Genomic DNA, 20,660 nt, shown 5'->3' with positions numbered 1-20,660 from the left:
AACGGGAAATTTTCCACTTGCTAAAGGGGCATCTAACTGCGTTTCGACTGATTTAAAAATGTTCCCCCTACCAAACGTGAAATTGTTTTTTTCGTTCGTTGTGGGATACCAATAATAGACTTCTACTGGCTTATCTCTGTCTTCACTGAATCCCGTTTTGATTGTTAGCGCAGAATGGTATTTCGGCTCATTCGTACTGGCGCTGGCACTGACACACAATGTAGCGAGTAGAAACGACATTATTATTTTGGTTTTCATTTTCCCTCAGCCGGTCAACACATTATTCTGCACGGCATCTAGAAAAATAACGCGCAGGAGATTCTCCATATATTTTGCGAAACATAGCAATAAAGTTACTTGGAGTCGAGTAACCCAAAGCAAGTGCCTACTTTGAACTGCGCCAGCACTCTCTTGGACAAAAATGAGTTTAGGAAATTGGAACATTAGCATTTCATGAATTACTTAAAGGCATTGGAAAGTAGCGTACTGAAGTGGCCAGTCTTACTAGTGCAGTTCAAACAGCGATGGTGAAGGATATACTCAAGCGGCTATGGCTGATAAAGAGTTTGAATCGACCAAGATTCCTCTAAATAGCAACAGAGAAAGTTATTGAATGCGAGCTTTAAAATTTACTTACAAAATTTACCTACAAATCATTTATATACTTTGATGTGAGCTAAGAATTCTACAGCTTCGTGTCAATATAATTCTCTGCCCAAAATCAACCAATGAAAAGTGTAGAGTGGAAATGAAATGATTCGTTAACGTTTTAATGGTTTTACTGACATTTACAGCCAATGCTCAATCAGAATATGAAAAGGAATCTAGCACGCTAGGTATAGACTTGTCTGTCTCACTAGCACTAACCTTCTTCTTAAAAAATTTACAATAGAAGTCAACCAACCGATTTAAAAATGAAATCAACTGCCGTATAGCTACCAGTAGTGACGGCAGTTGATTTCAGGATTTTTATTCCTCCTGAAAACTTTTAGTACTTGCAGCAGGAGAATGCCAAAAAGCCGAACTAACTAAGTAGAACGACTCTTTGATATTGAACCTTGGCTATCCAAATCACATATTGGTTTCGTTGAGGCCTATCCCTAATTCCGTGGTGACCTTGTTCATCATGTCATAAACCGGACCTTGGATACCCATTGAATCAGCTTCGAGGGATGACTTTAAAACCGTTTCACCAGTATTGCTATCAATCAGGTGCAATCTCATATACGACAGATGGTTACCTAGGTCCCAATAATATCTATAAGTGAACTTGGCGATATAAGTCCGCTTCTGCTTCGTTGAATCACCATTCCAAATTAATGCCGTACTATTGAGAAGCGCCTGAACGCTATCTACAGTTTCTTTTGGTATCTCAACGCCATTTTGCAACAAGAAACCTGTGGCAACGTTCGGAGATACAGCGAAGTTTAAGCCTTGTGGTAGCGAACCGATTCTATTGGCCATCGCAACAGTATTTGCTGTGCTAACGACCACTCCCACCGCTTCAAAGTCAGTATTTGTTACAGGGCCTCCCGAGTTCCCTGGAGAGATTGGGGCCGTAATTTGTATGTTGCTAGCGTTACCGTCAAACCCATACAAACTGCTAATATTTCCCGTAGTCAGCCTTGCGTAATCGCCCAACATAGACGAGAGCGGGTAACCCGAAACATAAATACTATTTCCAACTTCAGCTGTAGCGAACTTTATTGATTTCAAATCACCGCTGTCTGCCTTAAGGAGGGCTAGATCATTATGTTTATCAGTAGCAATAACGGTAGCCGGAATGTTCTTTCCTGCATAACTGATAGTAATACTGTCTAAATCTTTTATTACATGGTAATTGGTGAGCCACTTGTTTCCAGCAACCAAGAAACCGCTACCAGTGCCAGACTGTGCAAAGTACTTACCGCCATGACCAAGTTCTGATGAGATTTCTTTATCTTCTAAATACTTCAAGATAACCGGACCAACACCAATTCGGTCCTCGACCGAGTCACTTTCAATTACAACATGAATGTTATCGTTACCTACAGCAGTGTTATCAACAACGGCTACTTGTGAAGACACACAGCCCATTAAAGATAAAGACACCATACATAACAAAAGTAACTTTTTCACTAACATCTCCAAAAAGAAAAGGGGGGCAGAATTCTACCACTAACTCCATGGTTATTTGATTGGTCATTCGTTTCCAAATGCTACAGAAAAGCTCTAAGTAGCTAGATGATATGTTAGAAAAAACCGGATGAGCATGAGCACACCAGAGCCGGAAGCAACTCTTTTAAAGCACTTCACTATCAAGCTCTCCAAAGTTCACTCAAACACGAGCCTCAACTGAAACTGGGAGAAAACATGGAACACACCACAAACCGAATTGGCATTGAGAAAAGCGTCGCTGAGGCAATCGCTACTCGACTCACTGAGTTACTGGCTGAATACAATGTTTTCGCCAACAACGTACGAGGCCCACAATTCATTTCCTTACGCAGCCTTTTTGATAAGATCTATAGAGAAGTGATAGACAAAATTATGAGTGTTCTTCAGCTCTGAGAAGGAATGGGGCACTTTTGCGTTGGAAAGTACTCAACATGAAGGTTCTCGACAAAGATGAATCAACTCGATGCTGCCCAAAAGACGTCTAAGCGAGTTTCAGATTTCAAGTAACTTTTGAGACTTTGAGCACAACTTCGAGCACTTTATGTATATCGGTGTGTTCAATCCTAATAGAGCATTGAATAGTTAGATATTGAGCAATCCATGTGAACTATGAAACTTAAGTTAACCGTTTGATTTGCTCTCTTACGATATCTAAAGCTGATTGCAATTGTAATCGGCTTAATGGACCTGCAAGTGATATCCTCACTGCTGCCGGCACTTCATACCGACCCACAGCAAACATTTCCGCTTCTCTCACTCTGACACCATGTTTCAACAACGACTGGTTAAAGTGATACCCTGTTAATGGCTCAGGCAAAGGTAGCCACACATTGTAACCAGGAACACCAATCTGGATTTCGGGAAATACTGCCTTCCAGATCCGATGACGTGCACTGAGTTCCATCGCTATCTCTTTGTCCACGGCTTGCATAGCTCCGCTAGTTAACCAACGACAAACAAGGTCGATTATCAAAGGGCTAACATACATACAACTGGCTCGTAGCGCACGTTGCAGTAAATCTTTGAACGACAAAGGCAGAATGATGAAACCCAGCCGCAATCCACCTGCAAAGTACTTAGAAAAACTGCCCACGTATAAGGTAATATCTGGAGCGATAGCAACTAAGGGACTCTTTCGATGAGACGGTGGGCAGTAGAGAACATCGTCCTCAATAATCAACACATTGTAACGACGACATATCTCTATGATTTTTAGTCTTCGGCTATCCGTTAACTGAGCTCCGGTCGGGTTCTGTATTCCCGGCGTAAGATAAAGCAGTTTTGGGCGATGCCTCTTACAGTGCAAAGCCAGATCTTCTGGATCTAATCCATGTTCATCGACTTTTACTGGCACTAGCTTTCGTTCGGATTGCTGACATGCATAGATGAACTCTGGATAACACAGCCCTTCAGAAAGAATTGTATCTTTAGGGCGGCTTAGAGATTGAATAATCAACGATATCCCGTGTTGCCCTCCATGAGTCCACACTAGACGCCGTGCATCAATATCGATATTGAATTTGGTCATCAGCCATTGTCGAAGAGTCTCGTTATGACCCCGAATGCCATCAGCGGAGTAGTAATCCAGCACGGCTGCCTGCGCAATTTCCTCGTGTGATAGCTCTTTCAACGCATTCGCAAGAAATTTCGGTTGCGATAATAGCAAAGGTCGGCAACGTGCCAGATCAATGCCTTTTTCTTCCAATACCGGATGATAAAAGTGGTTCAGTTCAGTTTCTCTGTTACGTACATAAGTACCGCTTCCTACTTTTGGTTCCGTTAAGCCCCTCCGCTCTAGCTCCCTATATGCCCTCGTCACCGTTCCAACCGTCACACCTAAGCGATAAGATAAAATACGCTGAGGAGGTAATTTAGTGTCTGGTTCGAGTTCACCACTCTCTATCACCTCTGCAATCGCTTCAGCCAGTGCCATAAACTTAGGTCCGGAACGACCCGATATATCAGGGACTAACATTGTCTCTCTCCGAAGGGGTACAATTAACTCTTGTATTCAGGATAAATAAGGCCTGACGAAAATGAAATCAAAGAATTGTCACCATGACGCATTAACTGTAGGTCTCTCTCACTTCATCCCTTTATTCTTGGCTTATCAGCACTAATTTGAGAAGAAAAGAAATGACAACATTATGGGACCTAACTCCAGCGATGAGTTTATTTGCGTTTGTCACCGCCATAACACCCGGCCCAAATAACTTATTGCTCGCCAACTCAGGGGCACAATTTGGTATAAGGAAATCATGGCGACACCTAATTGGTATCCGTATTGGCGTAATAGGGTTAATTCTGCTTTGTGCATGTGGTGTCGGTGTTGCCCTACAAACTCATCCAAGTTGGTATCTCGCTATAAAATACATCGGTCTGGTTTACATGTTCTGGCTGATGATTAAGCTGCTATGTACTAACCCTTTCGCAGGCAAACCCACTAAAAGCAAACCAATCAACATAACTCAGGCTACGTTGTTTCAACTGGGTAATATGAAGGCTTGGATGGCATCACTTGCTTTGGTCACAAGTTATAGTCTCCCTTCTAACTATTGGTTCTCTGTTACATTGATTACTTTCGTGTTTACGACATTCGGACTGTTTGCAAATATTACTTGGGTCTGGGTTGGTAAAAAAATTCGTATTTATCTCAATACCGTATTAAGACAGCGCGTGTTCAACATCAGCCTAGCGACGATAACATTCATATCATTGTTACCAGTTTTGGGGCACTCTGCCTGAATGGCAAAGAGCAGAGTTTTGTATGTATAAAATTGCCAATTATCTAAATTCGCATTTCGAGGCGTAACACACTTTGGGGCAAAAAAGAGTCAGCCTAACGGTCTGGCTCTTTTGAATGAAAAAATAGTCTGGTGGGAGAACTTGTAAGGCTGTGGCAGGTTACACTCACTTACTCCTTAGGCAGGTGACCAGTTTCCTTCGCAAGCTTTTGCATCGCCTCGGCAAACGTTGTTGTCCCGCCTTTAGCTTTAACCTGTATTACCTTATATCCCAACTTTTCCAACGCTTGGCGCTCTGCCAAAACAGCTTTGTCATCTTGCTGGCTACCTTGAGCTGGCTGATGAATGTAACATCCCTCTAATTTACCATCTTCGACCAATTGGTGGTGTTTCAGTGCATCGATATCAAAATTCATAATAAGTCTTTTCATTAAGAGTGGGAGTTTCTGTGGCTAGTTACATACGCTTCAAAGGCTTCACGACACTATCTAAGCCTTCAATTTTGAGCGCTAAACATAGCTTGAGCAAATCCCCTAGCTCGCCGCTTGGCCAGCCCTTTTTATCAAACCACAGTAAGTATTCTTCAGGCAGGTCGATTAACACTCGCCCTGCATATTTCCCAAATGGCATTTGCATTCTAGCGAGTTTAATGAGGTTTTCTTTTTCTAACATAAGTGACAGAGAGTTAAGGTAACTCGCCCAAGGGTAACACTGGTTCTCCCTCCTCACCAGCAAATCGCAGTCACGTTTATTTTTGGCGGCCTTGACTCGCTTTATGCTAGAGTACGCGGCATAAAAAATGAGAACGAGAAAGCAATGAAGTCACCTTGTCGAGCAGCATGTAAAAATAACGCCGGAATATGCTCTGGTTGTCACCGAACGATGGATGAAATCATCCAATGGAAAGACAAAACCGATCTCCAACGAGATGCGATTATCGAACAAATCGCAGGAGAAGATTCAACACACAGTTGTCCTGAATGCGGGACTCAAGCCCATTGTGATATCGCCGCAGGCAAAGAGACATGCTGGTGCTTTACTATTGAAACCCGTGATTTACCCAAGCCAAGTGCCAACCAGCTGTGTTTGTGCCGAAAATGTCTAGAAAAAAAGCCAGTCGCGTAGTACGACTGGCTTACTGATCATCGTTTTCTGACTGGTGTTTATTTAGCGGTTAAAGCGGACGCTTCAAACTTAATGCCTTCCCACCCTGTCACCATAAAATTACGAATATTCTGGTGATCGCTGTTCTCTGGATGCTGCAATACATCTTCACGATAAAAACGGCCAAAGCAGGCTAGCGTCGCTTCTTTGTCTAGGTTGTTTAGCAAACCGAAAGCGAAGATCTTACACGAACCGTTGTTCTCGCCTGCATTGTTTTGTGTCTCACCATTTACAAAAGCGGTTGGCTCAAACGTATAGTTATCTTCGATCACCGCCATCGTTGCTTCAAATTCGACCTGCTCTGGTGACGCTGCCAATAAATCTAAAAACGATTTTAATTCCATTATTCCTCTATCCCTACTTCATCATATTGATGACACATTAGTTTCATAAAAAGCCAATATAAGAGTCATCAATCATACATATATTCAGAGCCTTACCAAATCAAACGTCATTCAGCGCTCTATCATTCCAGTTGCGGAAATGGACAGCAGCATAAAACCCGTGCTGATTGACAACCTATCGGATTGATAAGGAGATATCATGATCACCCCTTTAAAGGCAATCGGTGTACTCGCATTGTCATCACTTGCCATCGCGTGTTCATCACAACCCGAAGATACCGTGGCTTCATTCGCTACACAATGCAAACCTACCACTGCACCCGTTACTGGGGAAACGTCAATTCAAGGTTTAACGTTTATCGGAACATCCGTTGCTGATGCTCCATTCGACACATCGGCAGCTGAAATCGTCAGTTATGACGCTTGTACGGATAAGCTCTATGTGGTTAATGCTCAAGCAAAACGTGTCGATGTACTTTCTATGGATGACAACGGCGTACCAACGCAAAGCGCATTCATTGATCTCAACAGCGCTGGCGAAGCAGCGGGCATTGAAATTGGCGCAGCAAACAGTGTCGCTGTATTCAATGGTTTGGTAGCAGTTGCGATTGAAAACAGTAATAAACAAGCGAATGGTATTGTTGGCTTGTACCGCTCCGGCGATTTGTCATTAGTCACGATTTTCCCAACAGGCGCATTGCCAGATATGGTTGGCTTCTCAAAAGATGGCCGATACATCGCAACCGCTAATGAAGGAGAACCAAACAGCGATTACAGCATTGACCCTGAAGGTAGTATCACTTTGATCGATCTGAGCCTTGGTGTTACTCAAGCAGAAGTGTCACAAATTGGCTTTAACGAATTTGATGATTCACGAAAAGCAGAGCTCCCAATGAATGTGCGTATTTCGGGGGCAAACGCCACCATCGCACAAGATCTAGAGCCGGAATACCTCACTTTTGCAGATAACGGCAAAATCTATGTCGCGCTACAAGAAAATAACGCCATGGCAATCGTCAATCCAGAGAGCAAATCAGTAGAGCGAATTGTTGGCTTGGGTGAGAAGTCTTGGTCGGGCGCTAAACTCGATGCATCCAACAAAGACAAAATCATTGGGAACTTGAAAAGCTACCCACAACTGGTTGGCTTATTTATGCCTGACACCATCGACAGCTACTCAGTGAATGGGAGTACTTACATCGTATCTGCAAATGAAGGCGACGGGCGTGAGTACGGATTCACAACCACTCAAGAACTGTGCGACAAAGCTGGCTTTATGTGGGATGAAGACGATTACCTTGGTACAGATGAATACACATCTGAGCAAGGGAACTGTTTAAGCCATATTGATGAAGTGCGCGGTAAGAAGCTGAAAGTAGCAGCAGAACACCCATTGGCAGAGGCACTAAAAGACAACAAACAACTCGCGCGTTTAAAAGTGATTAAGCCGGAACAAACGCTTTCTGCACAAGAGAATGTTCAATCATTTGGCGCGCGTTCATTCTCGATTTGGGATGAAAACGGCAAGTTGGTCTTCGATAGTGGTGACGATTTCGCGACTATCGCGCTGCTGAATGAAGGCAAGAACTTCAACAGCACCAACGATAACAATAATAGTGGCGATGACCGAAGTGATGATAAAGGTATTGAGCCAGAGGCGATTGAAGTAGCACAAATTAACGGTCGTCATTACGCGTTTATCGGCTTGGAGCGTCAAGGCGGTATCATGATTTATGACATCACAGACCCGAAACAAGCGCAGTTTATGCATTACGTAAACCGCCGTGATTACAATCAGCCAGTATGTACAGAAGTCGAAGATGGCGAATGCATGAACGACACATACAATCCAAAAGCAGGCGATTTAGGTCCAGAATCCATTAATTACTTTACCCGTAATGGTGGTCATTTTATCGCCGTTGGCAATGAGGTATCGGGCACGACATCCGTCTTCCGAATCAATCTATAAAGTAATGTAAAAGTCATTTAGAACCAAAACGCCCGACGTAAGCCGGGCGTTTTTTTGTATGAGGTAATGTCCTACTCTGCCGATGCTAGCGCGTCACACTTTGATGCGCAGATAAAATCGTTTTTATGCAGACCTTTGATAGAGTGACTCCACCACGTTACGGTAACCTTACCCCATTCCAACAAAATAGAAGGATGGTGGAACTCATCTTCTGCCAGTTCCGCGATTTTGTTACTGAAAGCCCATGCTTGTTTGAAGTTCTTAAATTTATACACCTTTTCTAGTTGAGGTATATCTTCTCTTTCAATGATCTGCCAATCAGACAATTGCAGAAGCAGAGACTGTTGCTCTTCTTTGCTTAGTGCAATGGCATCGATACTACAAGCTTCGCATTTTTGTTCATTCAACATGAGCAGGTTCCTTTGGTTCAAAAAGTGGAGGAAGCAGTCCAGCTTCAATCGCTAGATCGGCTTGTTTCAATAAATTTAACTGACTGATTTTAAAGAGCTGAGAAAAGTCATCAATCACGTAGTACTTCGGTTGCATGATGTCGATACGATAAGGCGTTCTCAGCACTGTTTGTAATTCAAATGGGTCGCGAATTGCTGCATCACTCTCTAATGCGTAGAGGGTTTCGCCAGGAGATGAAAGAATACCACCACCGTAAATTTTGGTTTTGTCCCCTTCTTTCACCAAGCCAAACTCTACGGTAAACCAGTAGAGGCGAGCGATATAGGCTCTTTGTTTTGGGGTAGCGGCTTGCCCTAGTTGACCATAATGCTCGGTAAATGCAGCAAAGTCTGGGTTGGTTAACATCGCGCAATGACCAAATATTTCGTGGAAGAAATCTGGCTCCTGTAAGTAATCGAACTCATCTCTTGTACGCAAGAATGTGGCGACTGGAAAGCGCTTATTACCGAGTAGATTAAAAAATCGGTCGAAATCAATAAGCGCGGGAACGGGCTCCACTTGCCAACCTGTTGTCTCCATCAAGACACGATTAATTTCTGGTAACTGAGGAACGCGGTCTTGAGGTAAATCAAGCAGCGTCAAACCGTGTAAATAAGCCTCACAAGCTCTGTTTTGGATCACACCCATTTGTCGTGTTACCAAATCTCGCCAAATGGCGTCTTCTTCACGGCTCCATTCAACCCTGCCTTCCTGGTTTACGGGTTTAGAACGATACTGGGTCATGGCTCATCTCCATTAACAAATCCTTTACATTAAGCCTATCTGTAGTCTTAAGAGCTTCCAATCCCTGCGCGATTTTCTCAGCATCATCCCGATGTAACATATTGTTTACAACACATCGTAACTGCATGATTTTTATGACACGATATAATATCTGGCTTGTTTGACTTTATCGTGTATTCCTCTCAAACTAAAACCTGTTATCACTTTGTTATAGAGGGACCTATGCGCGAGAGCAGCAAAGTATGGCAACCGAGCGAAAGTCGTATCGAAGAAGCCAACATTACACAGTTTATTGAACACATTAATCGACAAGGAAGTACCCTTGAAAGCTTCGCTGATCTGCATCAATGGTCACTCGATCATGTAGAAAAATTTTGGCAGGAAGTTTGGCTATTCTGCGACGTCATTGGTACTCAGGGAGAGACCATAAAAGAGCGAGCAGAAAGTCGCTGGCAGCAACATGTTGAAAATAGGGATATAAAATGGTTCCCAAACGCGCAAATTAACTACGCCGAAAATTTGCTAACCTACGCGTGTCACCAACCCGATGATCTCGCTATTTGGTTTGAAAATGAACGTGAAGAAAAACAGACCTACACCTGGAAACAATTGTGCGAAGAAGTTTCGAGTGTGCAGCAATGGTTGAAAGAATGTGGAATTAAGCAAGGTGATGTCGTCGCTGGTTATTTACCTCACCTACCTCAAACGGTGATAGCCATGCTAGCAACCACTAGTTTAGGGGCGACCTGGACTTCCACCTCACCTGATTTTGGCGTCGAAAGCGTTTTGGAGCGCTTTGGTCAAGTGAAACCCAAAATCCTGTTTACTTGTGATGGCTATACATTCAATGGCAAAACTTTCGATATGTCTGAGAAAAACCAGCATATTGCGGATCATCTTGATGGTCTTAAACAAGTTTGCCAAATTAGCTACCTTAAACCACACATTTTTGAATGCGATGTCTGCACCCAAGATTGGCAAAACGTCCTGAATCAATACACCCCCGAAGCGCTGACTTTTACTCGTGTGAATTTTAACGATCCGCTATTTGTGCTTTATTCTTCAGGCACAACAGGCAAACCGAAATGCATCGTTCATTCCGTCGGCGGAACGGTGCTTAATCACTTGAAAGAGCATCAACTGCATTGCGATATTCAACCGAACGACCGAGTGTTTTACTACACAACCTGCGGCTGGATGATGTGGAACTGGCACGTTTCTTCACTCGCGAGCGGTGCATGTTTGGTGATTTTTGATGGTAGCCCTGTTTACCCCACTCATAATGTGCTCTGGGACCTCGCAGAACAAGCCGAAGTGACGCTATTTGGAACCTCAGCAAAATACCTAGAGGCGCTGGAAAAAGCATCTTTTTCTCCGCAGAAAAGTGATGCATTTCCAAATCTGAAAACCATTTGCTCAACGGGCTCTGTTCTGTATCCAGAACAGTTTGATTATGTCTATCAGCACATTAAAGAAGATGTACACCTCGCCTCGATTTCTGGCGGAACAGACATTTGTGGCTGCTTTGTATTAGGCAACCCTATTTCTCCCGTTTATCGGGGAGAGTGCCAATCAGCAGGGTTAGGGGTCGATGTCCGAGTCTTTAACCCACAAGGTAATAGCGTAATGGGAGATCGCGGTGAGTTGGTTTGTGCCAATTCATTACCCAACTTCCCTGCTGGCTTTTGGAACGACACCGGTGAGAGATATCATCGCGCTTATTGGGATAAATTCGACAATATTTGGCACCACGGCGATGATGTTGAACAGACTCGCGTTGGGGGATACGTGTTTTATGGTCGAAGTGATACCACGTTGAATCCCGGTGGCGTAAGAATCGGCACGGCCGAAATCTATCAGCAAGTGAACTGTATAGACGGTATTCTAGATTCGATCGCAGTAGGAAAAGAAGTCGATCGCAACGAACAAATATGGCTGTTTGTCCAATTAGTCAAAGGGGTAGAGCTCAATGACGAGATGATCGCTTCCATCAAAGCACAGCTAAAGTCTGCATGTTCTCCAAGGCATGTACCTAGTGCGATTTACGCAATAAGCGATATACCTAAGACACGCTCAGGAAAGCTGGTCGAGTTAGCCGTTAAGCAAGTCGTTAACAACCGAAACGTCGAAAATTTAGGCGCAATAGCCAACCCTGAAGTGCTGGAGGAGATACGCAGGATAATCGTCTAAAAATAACCTCCGAAGACTTAGTTGTTCGAGTATGTCCTTGCCTGCACCACGACGACTTGTTTAGAGCAAGTGAAGTTACACATACCCTCAGCAGATAAGAAAAAAGCGAGCTTGTTAGCTCGCTTTTGTCCATTTTTGTTCTTTATTCAGCGGTATTAGCGACGACCAAGCCCCATTAATACCGACATTGTTTTACCATCAGATGTAATGTCAAAAACGTGTTGCGATTCAACTTCAGCAAAACCCGCTTCTTTCAGTGCACGCTCAGACTTCGCAAGGGTAAAACCGTCTTGTTCACATTCTGCAATCCAATCAAAATGAACAAAATAGCCGCCGTGGTTAAGTAGAGAATGCGAGATCGTTAATGACGCGTCTAAGTCTTCCACGAACGCTAAAACTGATGATGCAACCACCAAGTCGAACTGTCCACGAAACGCAGGGTGCTGAGCAACCAAGCCGCGAGATAATGCATTTACCACAGGTTCTACGTTGACGAGCTCTTTTTTATCGAGTTCCTCAATCATGGCTTCCGATGCGTCTAATGCTACGATGTCTTTAACCATCGGTGACAATCGTTGACTTAACTGCCCTGTTCCGCATCCAAAATCTAGTACTTTAATGCCATCAAGCTGAGTTAGCTGTTGTAACTGCTCAAACACCGACTGCGCAAATTGCTCTGTTGCTGGATTTGATTCCCAGTTTTTTGCTAAGCCGTCCCAATCTTGTGCCATCGTGGCCTCCATGTTCACTTTTTGTAACCCACATAGATTACCGCAAAACCGTTAAAAGACCATAGACTTATCTGGCGGATTCGCGTTTTTTTCGATAATCTTTCATGGCTTTGGGAGCGCATCTGCATAATACCCAAATTATTTGAATTCATTTATTGGTTGTGTCAAATCATGAACTTAACTCAAGTAGAAGCCTTCTGCACCATCGCTGAGTGTGGTTCTGTTTCTGAAGCGGCAAGGCAACTCGACTGCAATCGCACCAAACTCAGTATGTCGATTAAGGCATTAGAGAAAGATCTCGACGTTGAATTGTTTAACCGAACTGGCAACCAGCTCACCCTCTCTGAAGCTGGTAAAGCCATTTACAAAGATTGCGAACACCTACTTATCATCGCACAACGGGTCAGAAAGACCTGCGCTCAAATCTCGGAAGGGTTTAACGCGGAAGTTTGGGTAGCACGTGACGACTCCTTACCTGATGATCTCTGGCAAGAATTATCTCATACATTGAATAACCGCTTTCCTTCAACAACCTTCAACTTAATCTTGGCATCCAGTGGCGACTTAGCCAACTTGGTCAGTACCCACCAAGTAGATTTTGCTTTCGGCGTTGATTATGAGCGAGTAGACGATCCTCGTATCGTATATAACCCATTAGGCAAGATACGTATGATGTCAGTATGCAGTGTAGAACACCGCCTAAGTAAGATGCGCCGTGTCTCAGACGAAGATCTACGTAGTCAGATGCAAGCACTAATGGTGTACCTAAATGAGAAAGACAACCCTGAACTGCAACCTTTCTCGACTCGATATATTGGTTTTTCGAGTTTTGACTACATGCTGAACACCATCTTAGAAGAAGACGCTTGGGGCGTGCTTCCTGAACCATTAATCCGCCATTACCTTCGTCAGCAGAAGCTCGCCGTTATCAAACACACATACGGATTGACGCAAGAAGACTACTGTATGTTTTCACCTAACGGCCATACTGAGCATCCAGCAATGACGTGGTTAGCAGATAAATTGAGCGAGTATTTATTTGACTTCTAAACATTTCATCAGTGAGCGTCAATTTTACTGACACCAAAAAATCACAGTAAGTCATTGTTTTATAAGAACATAAATAAAAACGCAATTTTTTAAATTAGTTACTGGTCACTTTGTGGTTGCCTAAATTACCTTATGAGCGAAGAATAGTAAGGTATTAAAATTCAAAGGCATCTTTTATGTGTGACAGGACAAGCAAAAACGAAAACCGTATTCTAACCATTTCAGCCCTTTTGGCATCTGGGTTCGCTGCTGGTGGTATGGTACTTGGCTTGCTTGTAGGCTCAATTGTCATCGTTTTTGACGGTGTTTACTCTTTGGTCAGCTTACTGTTAACTTTATTGTCACTGGCCGCTTCTTACTATATTAACAAGCCTTCAAAATCTGTATTCCCATTTGGAAAAGCGGTCTTAGAACCAATCGTTATTGCGATAAAAGCAGCCGTCATTTTAGTGGTTGTAAGCTTCTCTCTCTACTCTGCGATATCAGCATTGATGTCTGGAGGTCGCGAGGTCGATGCTTCTATTGCGACCTTATTCGGCATCGTGAATGTTATCGGTTGTGGTTACGCTTGGTGGTTTATGGCGAAACGCAGCCTCCGCTTCTCATCAGGCTTGATTGAAGCGGAGAAAAAACAGTGGCAAATGGATACTCTGCTAAGTGTGGCGGTGACCGTAGGATTTATCTCGGCTTGGGCTGTTTCACTAACGCCATTCTCTGAGTATGCGGTATATGCCGACCCCATGATGATGGTTTTAATGGGCTTTTACTTCCTCAAAGTACCGTTCGATATGCTAGTAGGTGCCTTACGTGAACTACTAATGATGACACCAAGCAAAGAGCTGTGTCAGAGCGTTGGCAAAGATGTTCTTGAGATTGAAAAAGTGACTGAGCATCAATTGAAACTGGCTGGCGTAACGAAGGTGGGCCAAGAGCTACGAGTAAATGTGGACGTACATATTGATGACGACACATTGGAGCTTGACACACTAGAGCACACTCGTAAGCAGCTTATCAAGCGACTGTCAAAGCACAGATTCAAGCTTCAACTACACTTGAACGTCGCTTATTAGAGCGCCACCAAAGAGCCGTTAAAACTCAATAAAAAGCTCCCAATCTCGGGAGCTTTTTTAATTTTTTCGATTTAGTTGCTTCGTATTCGAATACAGCTCGCAAGGGAGATCTGTTCGTTGCTCACTTAAATTCTCTGATCTCGTTGGTAACTTACCCAGCCGCTTCGCGCTTCTCTTTGGTGACTAACCAACACATCAGCGAGCCCACCGTTACCATCACAACGCCCTGCCAAAAGCTATGGCTCAGAGTTACGCCAAGAATAATGGAAGAAAATAAAGCGGAAAAAATGGGTGTGAAGTAAGACAAGGTGGCGAGAAAAACCATATTGCCGCCAACGATCGCGATATTCCATAAACCATAACCACCAGCCATTAAAGCGGCAGAGGCCACTAAGTACCCCATCGCTTCCCAACTGAATGTCATTGGTGGCTCATCCGTAAACGCGTATTTGACCCAAAGCGAAACAGCTGTTGCAATAAAAAACAGGGTAATCGCATTATGTTTAGATTGCTGCCTTTGGGTTAAGTTGCAATAAAAAGCCCATATAACCGCGCCAGCGAAAGCCATAAAATACACCAGAGGGTTACTACTAACATTGGACATGATCTGAGTTATGGATAAGCCATTCTCACCGCTCACAGTCCAAGCAACCCCAACAAACGCCAGCGTAACTGCGGGATAAAGCAACCAGTTTGTTTTTTTATTGCTGCCAAGGACCGCAAATAAAACCGTCAGTGCGGGCCAAAGGTAATTGACAATCGACACCTCAATTGCCTGCGCGCGCGAGTTGGAATATCCCAAAGATAGAGCGAGAAATATTTCATAACAGACGAACATCGCACCACCAAGCGCAAGATACTTGGGAGAAAAGTAAGACAACTTTGGAATACCGACCACGATAAGAAGGAAAACAGAGCTAAGAGAGTACAACATGGCTGCCCCGCCTACAGGACCTAAACTCTCCGTAACCAACCTCGCGATGCCAAGCAGACAACTCCAAGAGAGAATCGCGATACAACCATAAAGTGTGAAACGAAATTGCACTGATTTCATGTGACCTACCACTCACGAATGCCAAAGGAAACGTCAGCTTAACTCAAAAATGATCAGGTTCAACGTACTGTTTTATAAAAATCAGTATAAAAATCATTCTATTAAGCCGTTGGAGTCGATATGAAACATTTTCTGCCCTCTAGTGTTATGCTTACACCCTTTGTTGTGCGCTACTATGATGAAGATGACAACGAGAGTGAAAACGTTAAAACACATTCGGAAACGCATGGTCTAGATAGCGAAGAGCAATCTAAGGAACGTTCAGAGTAAAGGAATCCAAACATGAAAAAAGTCGCAGTCATTTTAAGTGGTTCAGGCGTTTACGACGGTTCTGAGATCCACGAAGCAGTGTTGGCGCTCTACGCCATCGAGAAGGCAGGTGCAACTTGGCACTGCTTTGCACCTAACATTGACCAACTCCACGTCATCAATCACCTAACTGGTGACGAAATGGATGAAACACGTAACGTATTGATCGAATCAGCTCGTATTGCACGCGGAAATATTGACGATGTCGCCAAACTTAACGTCGATGAATACGATGCCCTACTGCTTCCAGGTGGGTTTGGTGCCGCGAAAAACTTAACCGACTTCGCTGTTTCGGGTGCGGAGTGCTCCATTAACACACACGTAGCTCAAGCTTGTCGCGCGTTTGCTAATGCGAAAAAACCAGCTGGCTATCTGTGTATTTCTCCTGTCATTATTCCGATGATTTATGAGCAAGGCGTGAAAGGAACGGTAGGCAACGATGAGGCAGTCTCAATAGCATTTAATCAAATGGGCGGTGAACACACCACGTGCCCTGTCGAAGACATCGTTTTTGATGAAAAACACCTCGTACTTTCAACCCCTGCTTACATGTTGGCAGAGAATATCTCTCAAGCGGCTTCAGGTATCGAAAAGTTAGTATCAAAACTGATTAAAATAGCTTAATTATTAGTAGTTAGCTTATAAAACACTTCCCTATCCCCATTGATAATTAAGTTATTAATGGGGATTTTTTATACTTTAGTCGAATTTAGAGATATATCCGCGTCAGAAGTCAATTTCTGCCAATCGTTTGCGTCCATAGTTTCATATTTGTTCTACTTTATATCAGTGTTGCACTTATACGCAGTGCAACAAGATCACTGTCACAGTTTTTCTCTTGCAATTACCTCTAAGTGGGTAAACTTGCTTTAGATCAACTTCAATCTGGAAACGAATGTGCGACAGTAAATGGCAAATTAAGAAAGATTATTAAAAATAACGACGGAGCTATCCAATATGACAAGTGCATTTTTTATCCCTACGGTAAACCTAATGGGCGCTGGTTGTTTGAAAGACGCAGCAGACAGCATCCAATCTCAAGGCTTTAAAAAAGGTTTGATCGTTACGGATAAGATCCTTAACCAAATCGGTGTAGTCAAACAAGTTCAAGACCTTCTCACTGAGCGCGATGTAGCAACCGTTGTGTTTGATGGCACTCAACCAAATCCAACTATCAGCAACGTTAACGACGGCTTAGCACTTCTTACTGATAACGAATGTGACTTCGTTATCTCTCTAGGCGGCGGTTCACCACACGACTGTGCGAAAGGTATCGCGCTTGTTGCTTCTAACGGCGGCAAAATCGCAGATTACGAAGGCGTAGACCAATCTGCAAAACCAATGATGCCACTTATCGCGATCAACACGACGGCGGGTACTGCATCTGAAATGACGCGTTTCTGCATCATCACTGACGAAGAGCGTCACATTAAGATGGCTATCGTTGATAAGCACACAACACCGCTTATCTCGGTAAACGATCCAGAGCTAATGCTCGCTAAACCTGCTTCGCTAACTGCGGCAACAGGTATGGATGCCCTAACTCACGCGATTGAAGCTTACGTATCTATCGCGGCAACACCAATCACTGATGCAGTAGCAATCAAAGCGATTGAGCTTATCCAAGCTTACCTACGCACAGCAGTGAAAAACGGTGAAGATCTAGAAGCTCGTGAACAAATGGCATACGCACAGTTCATGGCGGGTATGGCGTTCAACAACGCTTCTCTAGGTTACGTACACGCAATGGCACACCAGCTAGGTGGTTTCTACGACCTTCCACACGGTGTTTGTAACGCGATTCTTCTACCTCACGTACAGCGTTACAACGCGCAAGTATGTCCTGAGCGTCTACGTGACGTAGCAAAAGCAATGGGCGTAAACGTAGAAGGCATGTCTGCTGAAGAAGGTGCAGCGGCAGCAATCGACGCTATCGTTACTCTAGCGAAAGATGTGGGTATCCCAGCAGGTATTAAAGAGCTTGGTGCGAAACTAGAAGACATCCCAACACTAGCAGACAACGCACTGAAAGATGCTTGTGGTTTCACTAACCCTAAACAAGCAACTCACGAAGAAATCTCTAAGATCTTCGAAGAAGCGATGTAATCTCGCTACATAAACAATTCTCTAGCCTTAATTCAATCCCCGATCTCGTATCGGGGATTTTTTACATTCTTATACAAACCATGCTCTGCAAAACGTTCTCTTTTAGTGTTAGCTTTTAAGCATTAATACGATTCATATTGGAAGGAACCATGAGAACGATTGCAGCTGCCCTACTCGCTTGTTTATCCTTTTCTGCCAACGCTGCCGAATACCGCGCTAACGAAGTGGCGAATGGATTTCAGATCCCTTGGGGGATCGAGTTCTTAGATAACCAACGCGTTATCGTCAATGAAAAGAACGGTACGGTTTCGTTGCTGGATATCACATCAGGCAAACCTCAAAAGCTGTTTAACGTCCCCGATGTGAACACCAGTGGGCAAGCTGGCTTATTGGATGTCGCGCTCGCACCGAATGCCGATAAGCAAAACCCGCAACTCTTCTTTACCTACAGCAAGCGCACGAGCAAAGGCAATACGGTGGCGTTAGCGACGGCGCAATTGCAAAACAATCAGCTTGTGGGTTGGAAAGATCTCTTTGTTGCTGATGCCATCACCGACACAGGGCGTCACTACGGCAGTCGACTTTCATTTGTTGACGACAAAGTTTACTTCTCAATCGGTGACCGTGGTGAACGTGATAATGGGCAAGACACTCAAACCCATGCTGGCAGTATTCTGCGTCTCAACCTTGATGGTTCGGTTCCGCAAGACAACCCATTCAAACCTTCCGAAGCTCGTCCTGAGATATGGAGTTACGGGCACCGCAACCCACAAGGCATGTTTTACGACGAAACAACAAAACAGCTGTGGTCGATTGAACATGGACCACGCGGTGGCGATGAAATTAATCTAATCAAGAAAGGCGCAAACTACGGCTGGGCAAAAGTCTCTCATGGTAAAGAATATTGGGGACCGTTGGACGTCGGGGAAGCTAAGTCGTTACCGGGAATGGAAGATCCAAAGTTGGTATACATCCCTTCTATCGCACCCAGCAATATGATTTTGTACCGTGGCGATAAATACCCAGAGTTGGACGGAAAAATCCTCGCTGGTGCATTGAAACTGGCGCACATCAACGTGGTCTCTATTGAGAATGGCAAGCTCACCGAATCAAAAAGATTGATGGAGAATCTTGGAGAGCGAGTAAGAGATATAACCATCAGCCCCGTTGGTTATATCTACTTTTCTACCGACAGCGGCAAAATATTTCGTCTTGAGGAAAGGTAATCAAACACTAAAATCGTTAAGACTATTTAATTTGTGACGTACTAGTGATTTATTTTCGTACAATCTAAGCAGAAGAATCTAAACTTAACAATAACCTTTTGTTTTTTAAAACGATAGTTCGGTTAAGTTGTACGAGGTCATTATGATTCCATTCCCTTTACAGCTCGATAAAATTAAAGCCGTGGTGTTTGATTTGGACAACACCTTGGTGAGTTCTGATATGAACTTCGGCGAATTGCGACAACAGCTAGGTTGTCCGCAGAGTGAAGATCTATTGGATTTTGTCGACGCACTTGAGCATCCTCATCATCGAGAGCACGCTCATAACGTGATATTTGATTACGAGATTTCTGATGCTGAGCAGTCTGCTCCAATGATTGGCTGCCATGAATTGCTCGCCCACTTGCATCAAAATGAAATCAAAACCGCTATCGTGACGCGCAACTGCCAAATCGCCACGCAGCGCAAACTAGAACACAACCAAATCTCAGTGGAACGAGTCATCACTCGTGAATGCTTCCCGCCCAAGCCAGACCCTTTGTCTCTTCAGGTATTGGCGAAAGAGTGGCGTTTGATGCCTGATGAAGTGCTTTATGTCGGCGATTACCTTTACGACTTACAGGCAGCGTATAACGCACAGATGCCCTCTTGCCTTGTTCATCACGGTAATCAAGAAACTTTCAATGATTCAGCCTCGTTGGCGCTTAATGAACTCAGCGATTTATTGAGCCATTTCCAATCCTTACCACGCAAATAAAGCACACATATAAAATACGCAAACAAAAAAAGGGGCACCAACGTGCCCCTTATGACTTATTCCCGATTGTTTCATGCGTTCCCAAGGATTGCTTGGGTGATGCGCTGCTTAACCTTGTAGGTAAGCGTTAAGCATCCACATTAATTTTTCTTGCTCACGGATGTAGTCACCCATCAATGCCGCTGTACCTTCGTCATCTGCTTCACCCGCGTTTTGTAGAATCTCACGCTGTTTTAGAAGTAGAACGCTAAAGCCTTGAACCAGACCTTGTACACACTCCTCACCAGAAGTCGCGTTTTGATGTTCTTTAATTTCACTTGCTTCCAAGTAGTTGCTGAATGCATGCGCTGGCGTATGACCCAAAGTTAGAATACGCTCTGCAAGCTCATCGATTTTTGTTTGTAGATCAGTATAGATTTCTTCAAATTTTACGTGCAGTTCGAAGAATTGCGCACCTTTAATGTTCCAGTGGTAACCGCGAGAGTTCATGTACAACACTTGGTAATGCGCTAGCAGTTGATTTAGCTGTTGAGCTAGTTGTGCTGATTGTTCGCTGTCTAGACCAATTAGGCTTACTTGTTTGTTCATAATCTTG

The 20,660-nt window shown here is 43.9% G+C and carries 22 protein-coding genes and 1 pseudogene; 12 read left to right on the top strand and 11 right to left on the bottom strand.

Translation table 11 applies throughout. From position 1 onward, the window contains the following. Together R7R24_RS14410 and R7R24_RS14405 are read right to left on the bottom strand one after the other, a co-directional pair. Positions 1-258 (bottom strand): annotated as a pseudogene (locus R7R24_RS14410) (hypothetical protein); the annotation flags it as partial. Positions 259-1,071: 813 nt separating this feature from the next. Further along, a complete protein-coding gene (locus tag R7R24_RS14405; RefSeq protein WP_191115876.1) occupies positions 1,072-2,118 on the bottom strand; it encodes a S1C family serine protease in 1,047 nt (348 codons plus the stop codon). A gap of 234 nt (positions 2,119-2,352) precedes the next feature. On the opposite strand from R7R24_RS14405, the gene R7R24_RS14400 reads away from it, so the two are divergent. After that, positions 2,353-2,550: a hypothetical protein gene (locus R7R24_RS14400; RefSeq protein WP_054578711.1), complete on the top strand. Its 198-nt coding sequence runs from the start codon at positions 2,353-2,355 to the stop codon at positions 2,548-2,550. A 223-nt stretch (positions 2,551-2,773) separates the two neighbouring features. Here the strand turns inward: R7R24_RS14400 and R7R24_RS14395 are convergent, their stop codons facing one another. Next, positions 2,774-4,132 (bottom strand): PLP-dependent aminotransferase family protein, encoded by a 1,359-nt coding sequence (locus tag R7R24_RS14395; protein ID WP_054578710.1) that lies wholly within the window; start codon positions 4,130-4,132, stop codon positions 2,774-2,776. A gap of 161 nt (positions 4,133-4,293) precedes the next feature. Between R7R24_RS14395 and R7R24_RS14390 the strand changes: the two genes are divergently transcribed. Further along, on the top strand, positions 4,294-4,902 hold the full coding sequence (locus R7R24_RS14390) for a LysE family translocator (RefSeq protein WP_054578709.1): 609 nt from the start codon (positions 4,294-4,296) through the stop codon (positions 4,900-4,902). 169 nt (positions 4,903-5,071) lie between these two features. Here R7R24_RS14390 and R7R24_RS14385 read toward each other — a convergent pair whose 3' ends face one another. Together R7R24_RS14385 and R7R24_RS14380 are read right to left on the bottom strand one after the other, a co-directional pair. Next, the gene (locus R7R24_RS14385) at positions 5,072-5,317 is read right to left on the bottom strand and encodes a hypothetical protein (RefSeq protein ID WP_017821096.1); all 246 of its coding nucleotides are present in this window, start codon (positions 5,315-5,317) and stop codon (positions 5,072-5,074) included. 40 nt (positions 5,318-5,357) lie between these two features. After that, the gene (locus R7R24_RS14380; protein WP_005375557.1) at positions 5,358-5,573 is read right to left on the bottom strand and encodes a DUF3820 family protein; all 216 of its coding nucleotides are present in this window, start codon (positions 5,571-5,573) and stop codon (positions 5,358-5,360) included. Positions 5,574-5,717: 144 nt separating this feature from the next. Between R7R24_RS14380 and R7R24_RS14375 the strand changes: the two genes are divergently transcribed. Then, positions 5,718-6,026, top strand: a complete 309-nt coding sequence (locus tag R7R24_RS14375) for a cysteine-rich CWC family protein (protein ID WP_080276966.1) — start codon at positions 5,718-5,720, stop codon at positions 6,024-6,026. 38 nt (positions 6,027-6,064) lie between these two features. Here R7R24_RS14375 and R7R24_RS14370 read toward each other — a convergent pair whose 3' ends face one another. Further along, complete coding sequence (locus R7R24_RS14370) at positions 6,065-6,409, bottom strand: HopJ type III effector protein (RefSeq protein ID WP_005375560.1); 345 nt, start codon at positions 6,407-6,409, stop codon at positions 6,065-6,067. 199 nt (positions 6,410-6,608) lie between these two features. On the opposite strand from R7R24_RS14370, the gene R7R24_RS14365 reads away from it, so the two are divergent. Beyond that, positions 6,609-8,378, top strand: a complete 1,770-nt coding sequence (locus R7R24_RS14365) for a choice-of-anchor I family protein (RefSeq protein WP_054578708.1) — start codon at positions 6,609-6,611, stop codon at positions 8,376-8,378. A 71-nt stretch (positions 8,379-8,449) separates the two neighbouring features. Here R7R24_RS14365 and R7R24_RS14360 read toward each other — a convergent pair whose 3' ends face one another. Then, on the bottom strand, positions 8,450-8,788 hold the full coding sequence (locus tag R7R24_RS14360) for a 4a-hydroxytetrahydrobiopterin dehydratase (RefSeq protein WP_005375563.1): 339 nt from the start codon (positions 8,786-8,788) through the stop codon (positions 8,450-8,452). Further along, positions 8,778-9,572, bottom strand: a complete 795-nt coding sequence (gene phhA, locus R7R24_RS14355) for a phenylalanine 4-monooxygenase (RefSeq protein ID WP_054578707.1) — start codon at positions 9,570-9,572, stop codon at positions 8,778-8,780. The genes R7R24_RS14360 and phhA overlap by 11 nt, the downstream gene beginning before the upstream one ends. Positions 9,573-9,794: 222 nt before the next feature. Here phhA and R7R24_RS14350 point away from each other — a divergent pair, with 222 nt between their 5' ends. Then, a complete protein-coding gene (locus R7R24_RS14350) occupies positions 9,795-11,762 on the top strand; it encodes an acetoacetate--CoA ligase (RefSeq protein WP_206947022.1) in 1,968 nt (655 codons plus the stop codon). A gap of 155 nt (positions 11,763-11,917) precedes the next feature. On the opposite strand, the gene R7R24_RS14345 is transcribed toward R7R24_RS14350, so the two are convergent. Further along, positions 11,918-12,493, bottom strand: a complete 576-nt coding sequence (locus tag R7R24_RS14345; protein ID WP_206947020.1) for a class I SAM-dependent DNA methyltransferase — start codon at positions 12,491-12,493, stop codon at positions 11,918-11,920. Between the two features lie 171 nt (positions 12,494-12,664). Between R7R24_RS14345 and R7R24_RS14340 the strand changes: the two genes are divergently transcribed. Both R7R24_RS14340 and R7R24_RS14335 read left to right on the top strand, forming a co-directional pair. Continuing rightward, positions 12,665-13,543: a LysR family transcriptional regulator gene (locus tag R7R24_RS14340; protein ID WP_005375568.1), complete on the top strand. Its 879-nt coding sequence runs from the start codon at positions 12,665-12,667 to the stop codon at positions 13,541-13,543. Positions 13,544-13,719: 176 nt separating this feature from the next. Then, positions 13,720-14,613 (top strand): cation diffusion facilitator family transporter, encoded by an 894-nt coding sequence (locus R7R24_RS14335; RefSeq protein WP_191115879.1) that lies wholly within the window; start codon positions 13,720-13,722, stop codon positions 14,611-14,613. A gap of 151 nt (positions 14,614-14,764) precedes the next feature. On the opposite strand, the gene yddG is transcribed toward R7R24_RS14335, so the two are convergent. Beyond that, positions 14,765-15,667 carry an aromatic amino acid DMT transporter YddG gene (gene yddG / locus R7R24_RS14330; RefSeq protein WP_005389394.1) on the bottom strand — a complete coding sequence of 301 codons (903 nt, stop codon included), beginning with the start codon at positions 15,665-15,667 and terminating at the stop codon, positions 14,765-14,767. A gap of 120 nt (positions 15,668-15,787) precedes the next feature. Here yddG and R7R24_RS14325 point away from each other — a divergent pair, with 120 nt between their 5' ends. From R7R24_RS14325 to R7R24_RS14305, 5 genes are all read left to right on the top strand, one after another. Beyond that, positions 15,788-15,937, top strand: coding sequence for a hypothetical protein (locus R7R24_RS14325; protein ID WP_017634379.1), 150 nt, complete (start codon positions 15,788-15,790; stop codon positions 15,935-15,937). 12 nt (positions 15,938-15,949) lie between these two features. Further along, complete coding sequence (gene elbB, locus R7R24_RS14320) at positions 15,950-16,600, top strand: isoprenoid biosynthesis glyoxalase ElbB (RefSeq protein WP_017634378.1); 651 nt, start codon at positions 15,950-15,952, stop codon at positions 16,598-16,600. A gap of 333 nt (positions 16,601-16,933) precedes the next feature. Then, positions 16,934-18,082 carry an L-threonine dehydrogenase gene (gene yiaY, locus R7R24_RS14315; RefSeq protein WP_005388247.1) on the top strand — a complete coding sequence of 383 codons (1,149 nt, stop codon included), beginning with the start codon at positions 16,934-16,936 and terminating at the stop codon, positions 18,080-18,082. Positions 18,083-18,231: 149 nt separating this feature from the next. Next, the gene (locus R7R24_RS14310; RefSeq protein WP_206947018.1) at positions 18,232-19,308 is read left to right on the top strand and encodes a PQQ-dependent sugar dehydrogenase; all 1,077 of its coding nucleotides are present in this window, start codon (positions 18,232-18,234) and stop codon (positions 19,306-19,308) included. Positions 19,309-19,450: 142 nt separating this feature from the next. Then, positions 19,451-20,065, top strand: a complete 615-nt coding sequence (locus R7R24_RS14305) for an HAD family hydrolase (RefSeq protein ID WP_005375585.1) — start codon at positions 19,451-19,453, stop codon at positions 20,063-20,065. A 108-nt stretch (positions 20,066-20,173) separates the two neighbouring features. On the opposite strand, the gene R7R24_RS14300 is transcribed toward R7R24_RS14305, so the two are convergent. Next, on the bottom strand, positions 20,174-20,653 hold the full coding sequence (locus R7R24_RS14300; RefSeq protein ID WP_005388254.1) for a Dps family protein: 480 nt from the start codon (positions 20,651-20,653) through the stop codon (positions 20,174-20,176). Between the last annotated feature and the right edge of the window lie 7 nt (positions 20,654-20,660).

The sequence above is a fragment of the Vibrio sp. 704 genome (genome assembly GCF_033339295.1).
The sequence above is the reverse complement of the archived record's forward strand: the minus strand, read 5'-3'. Positions and strand labels throughout refer to the sequence as shown.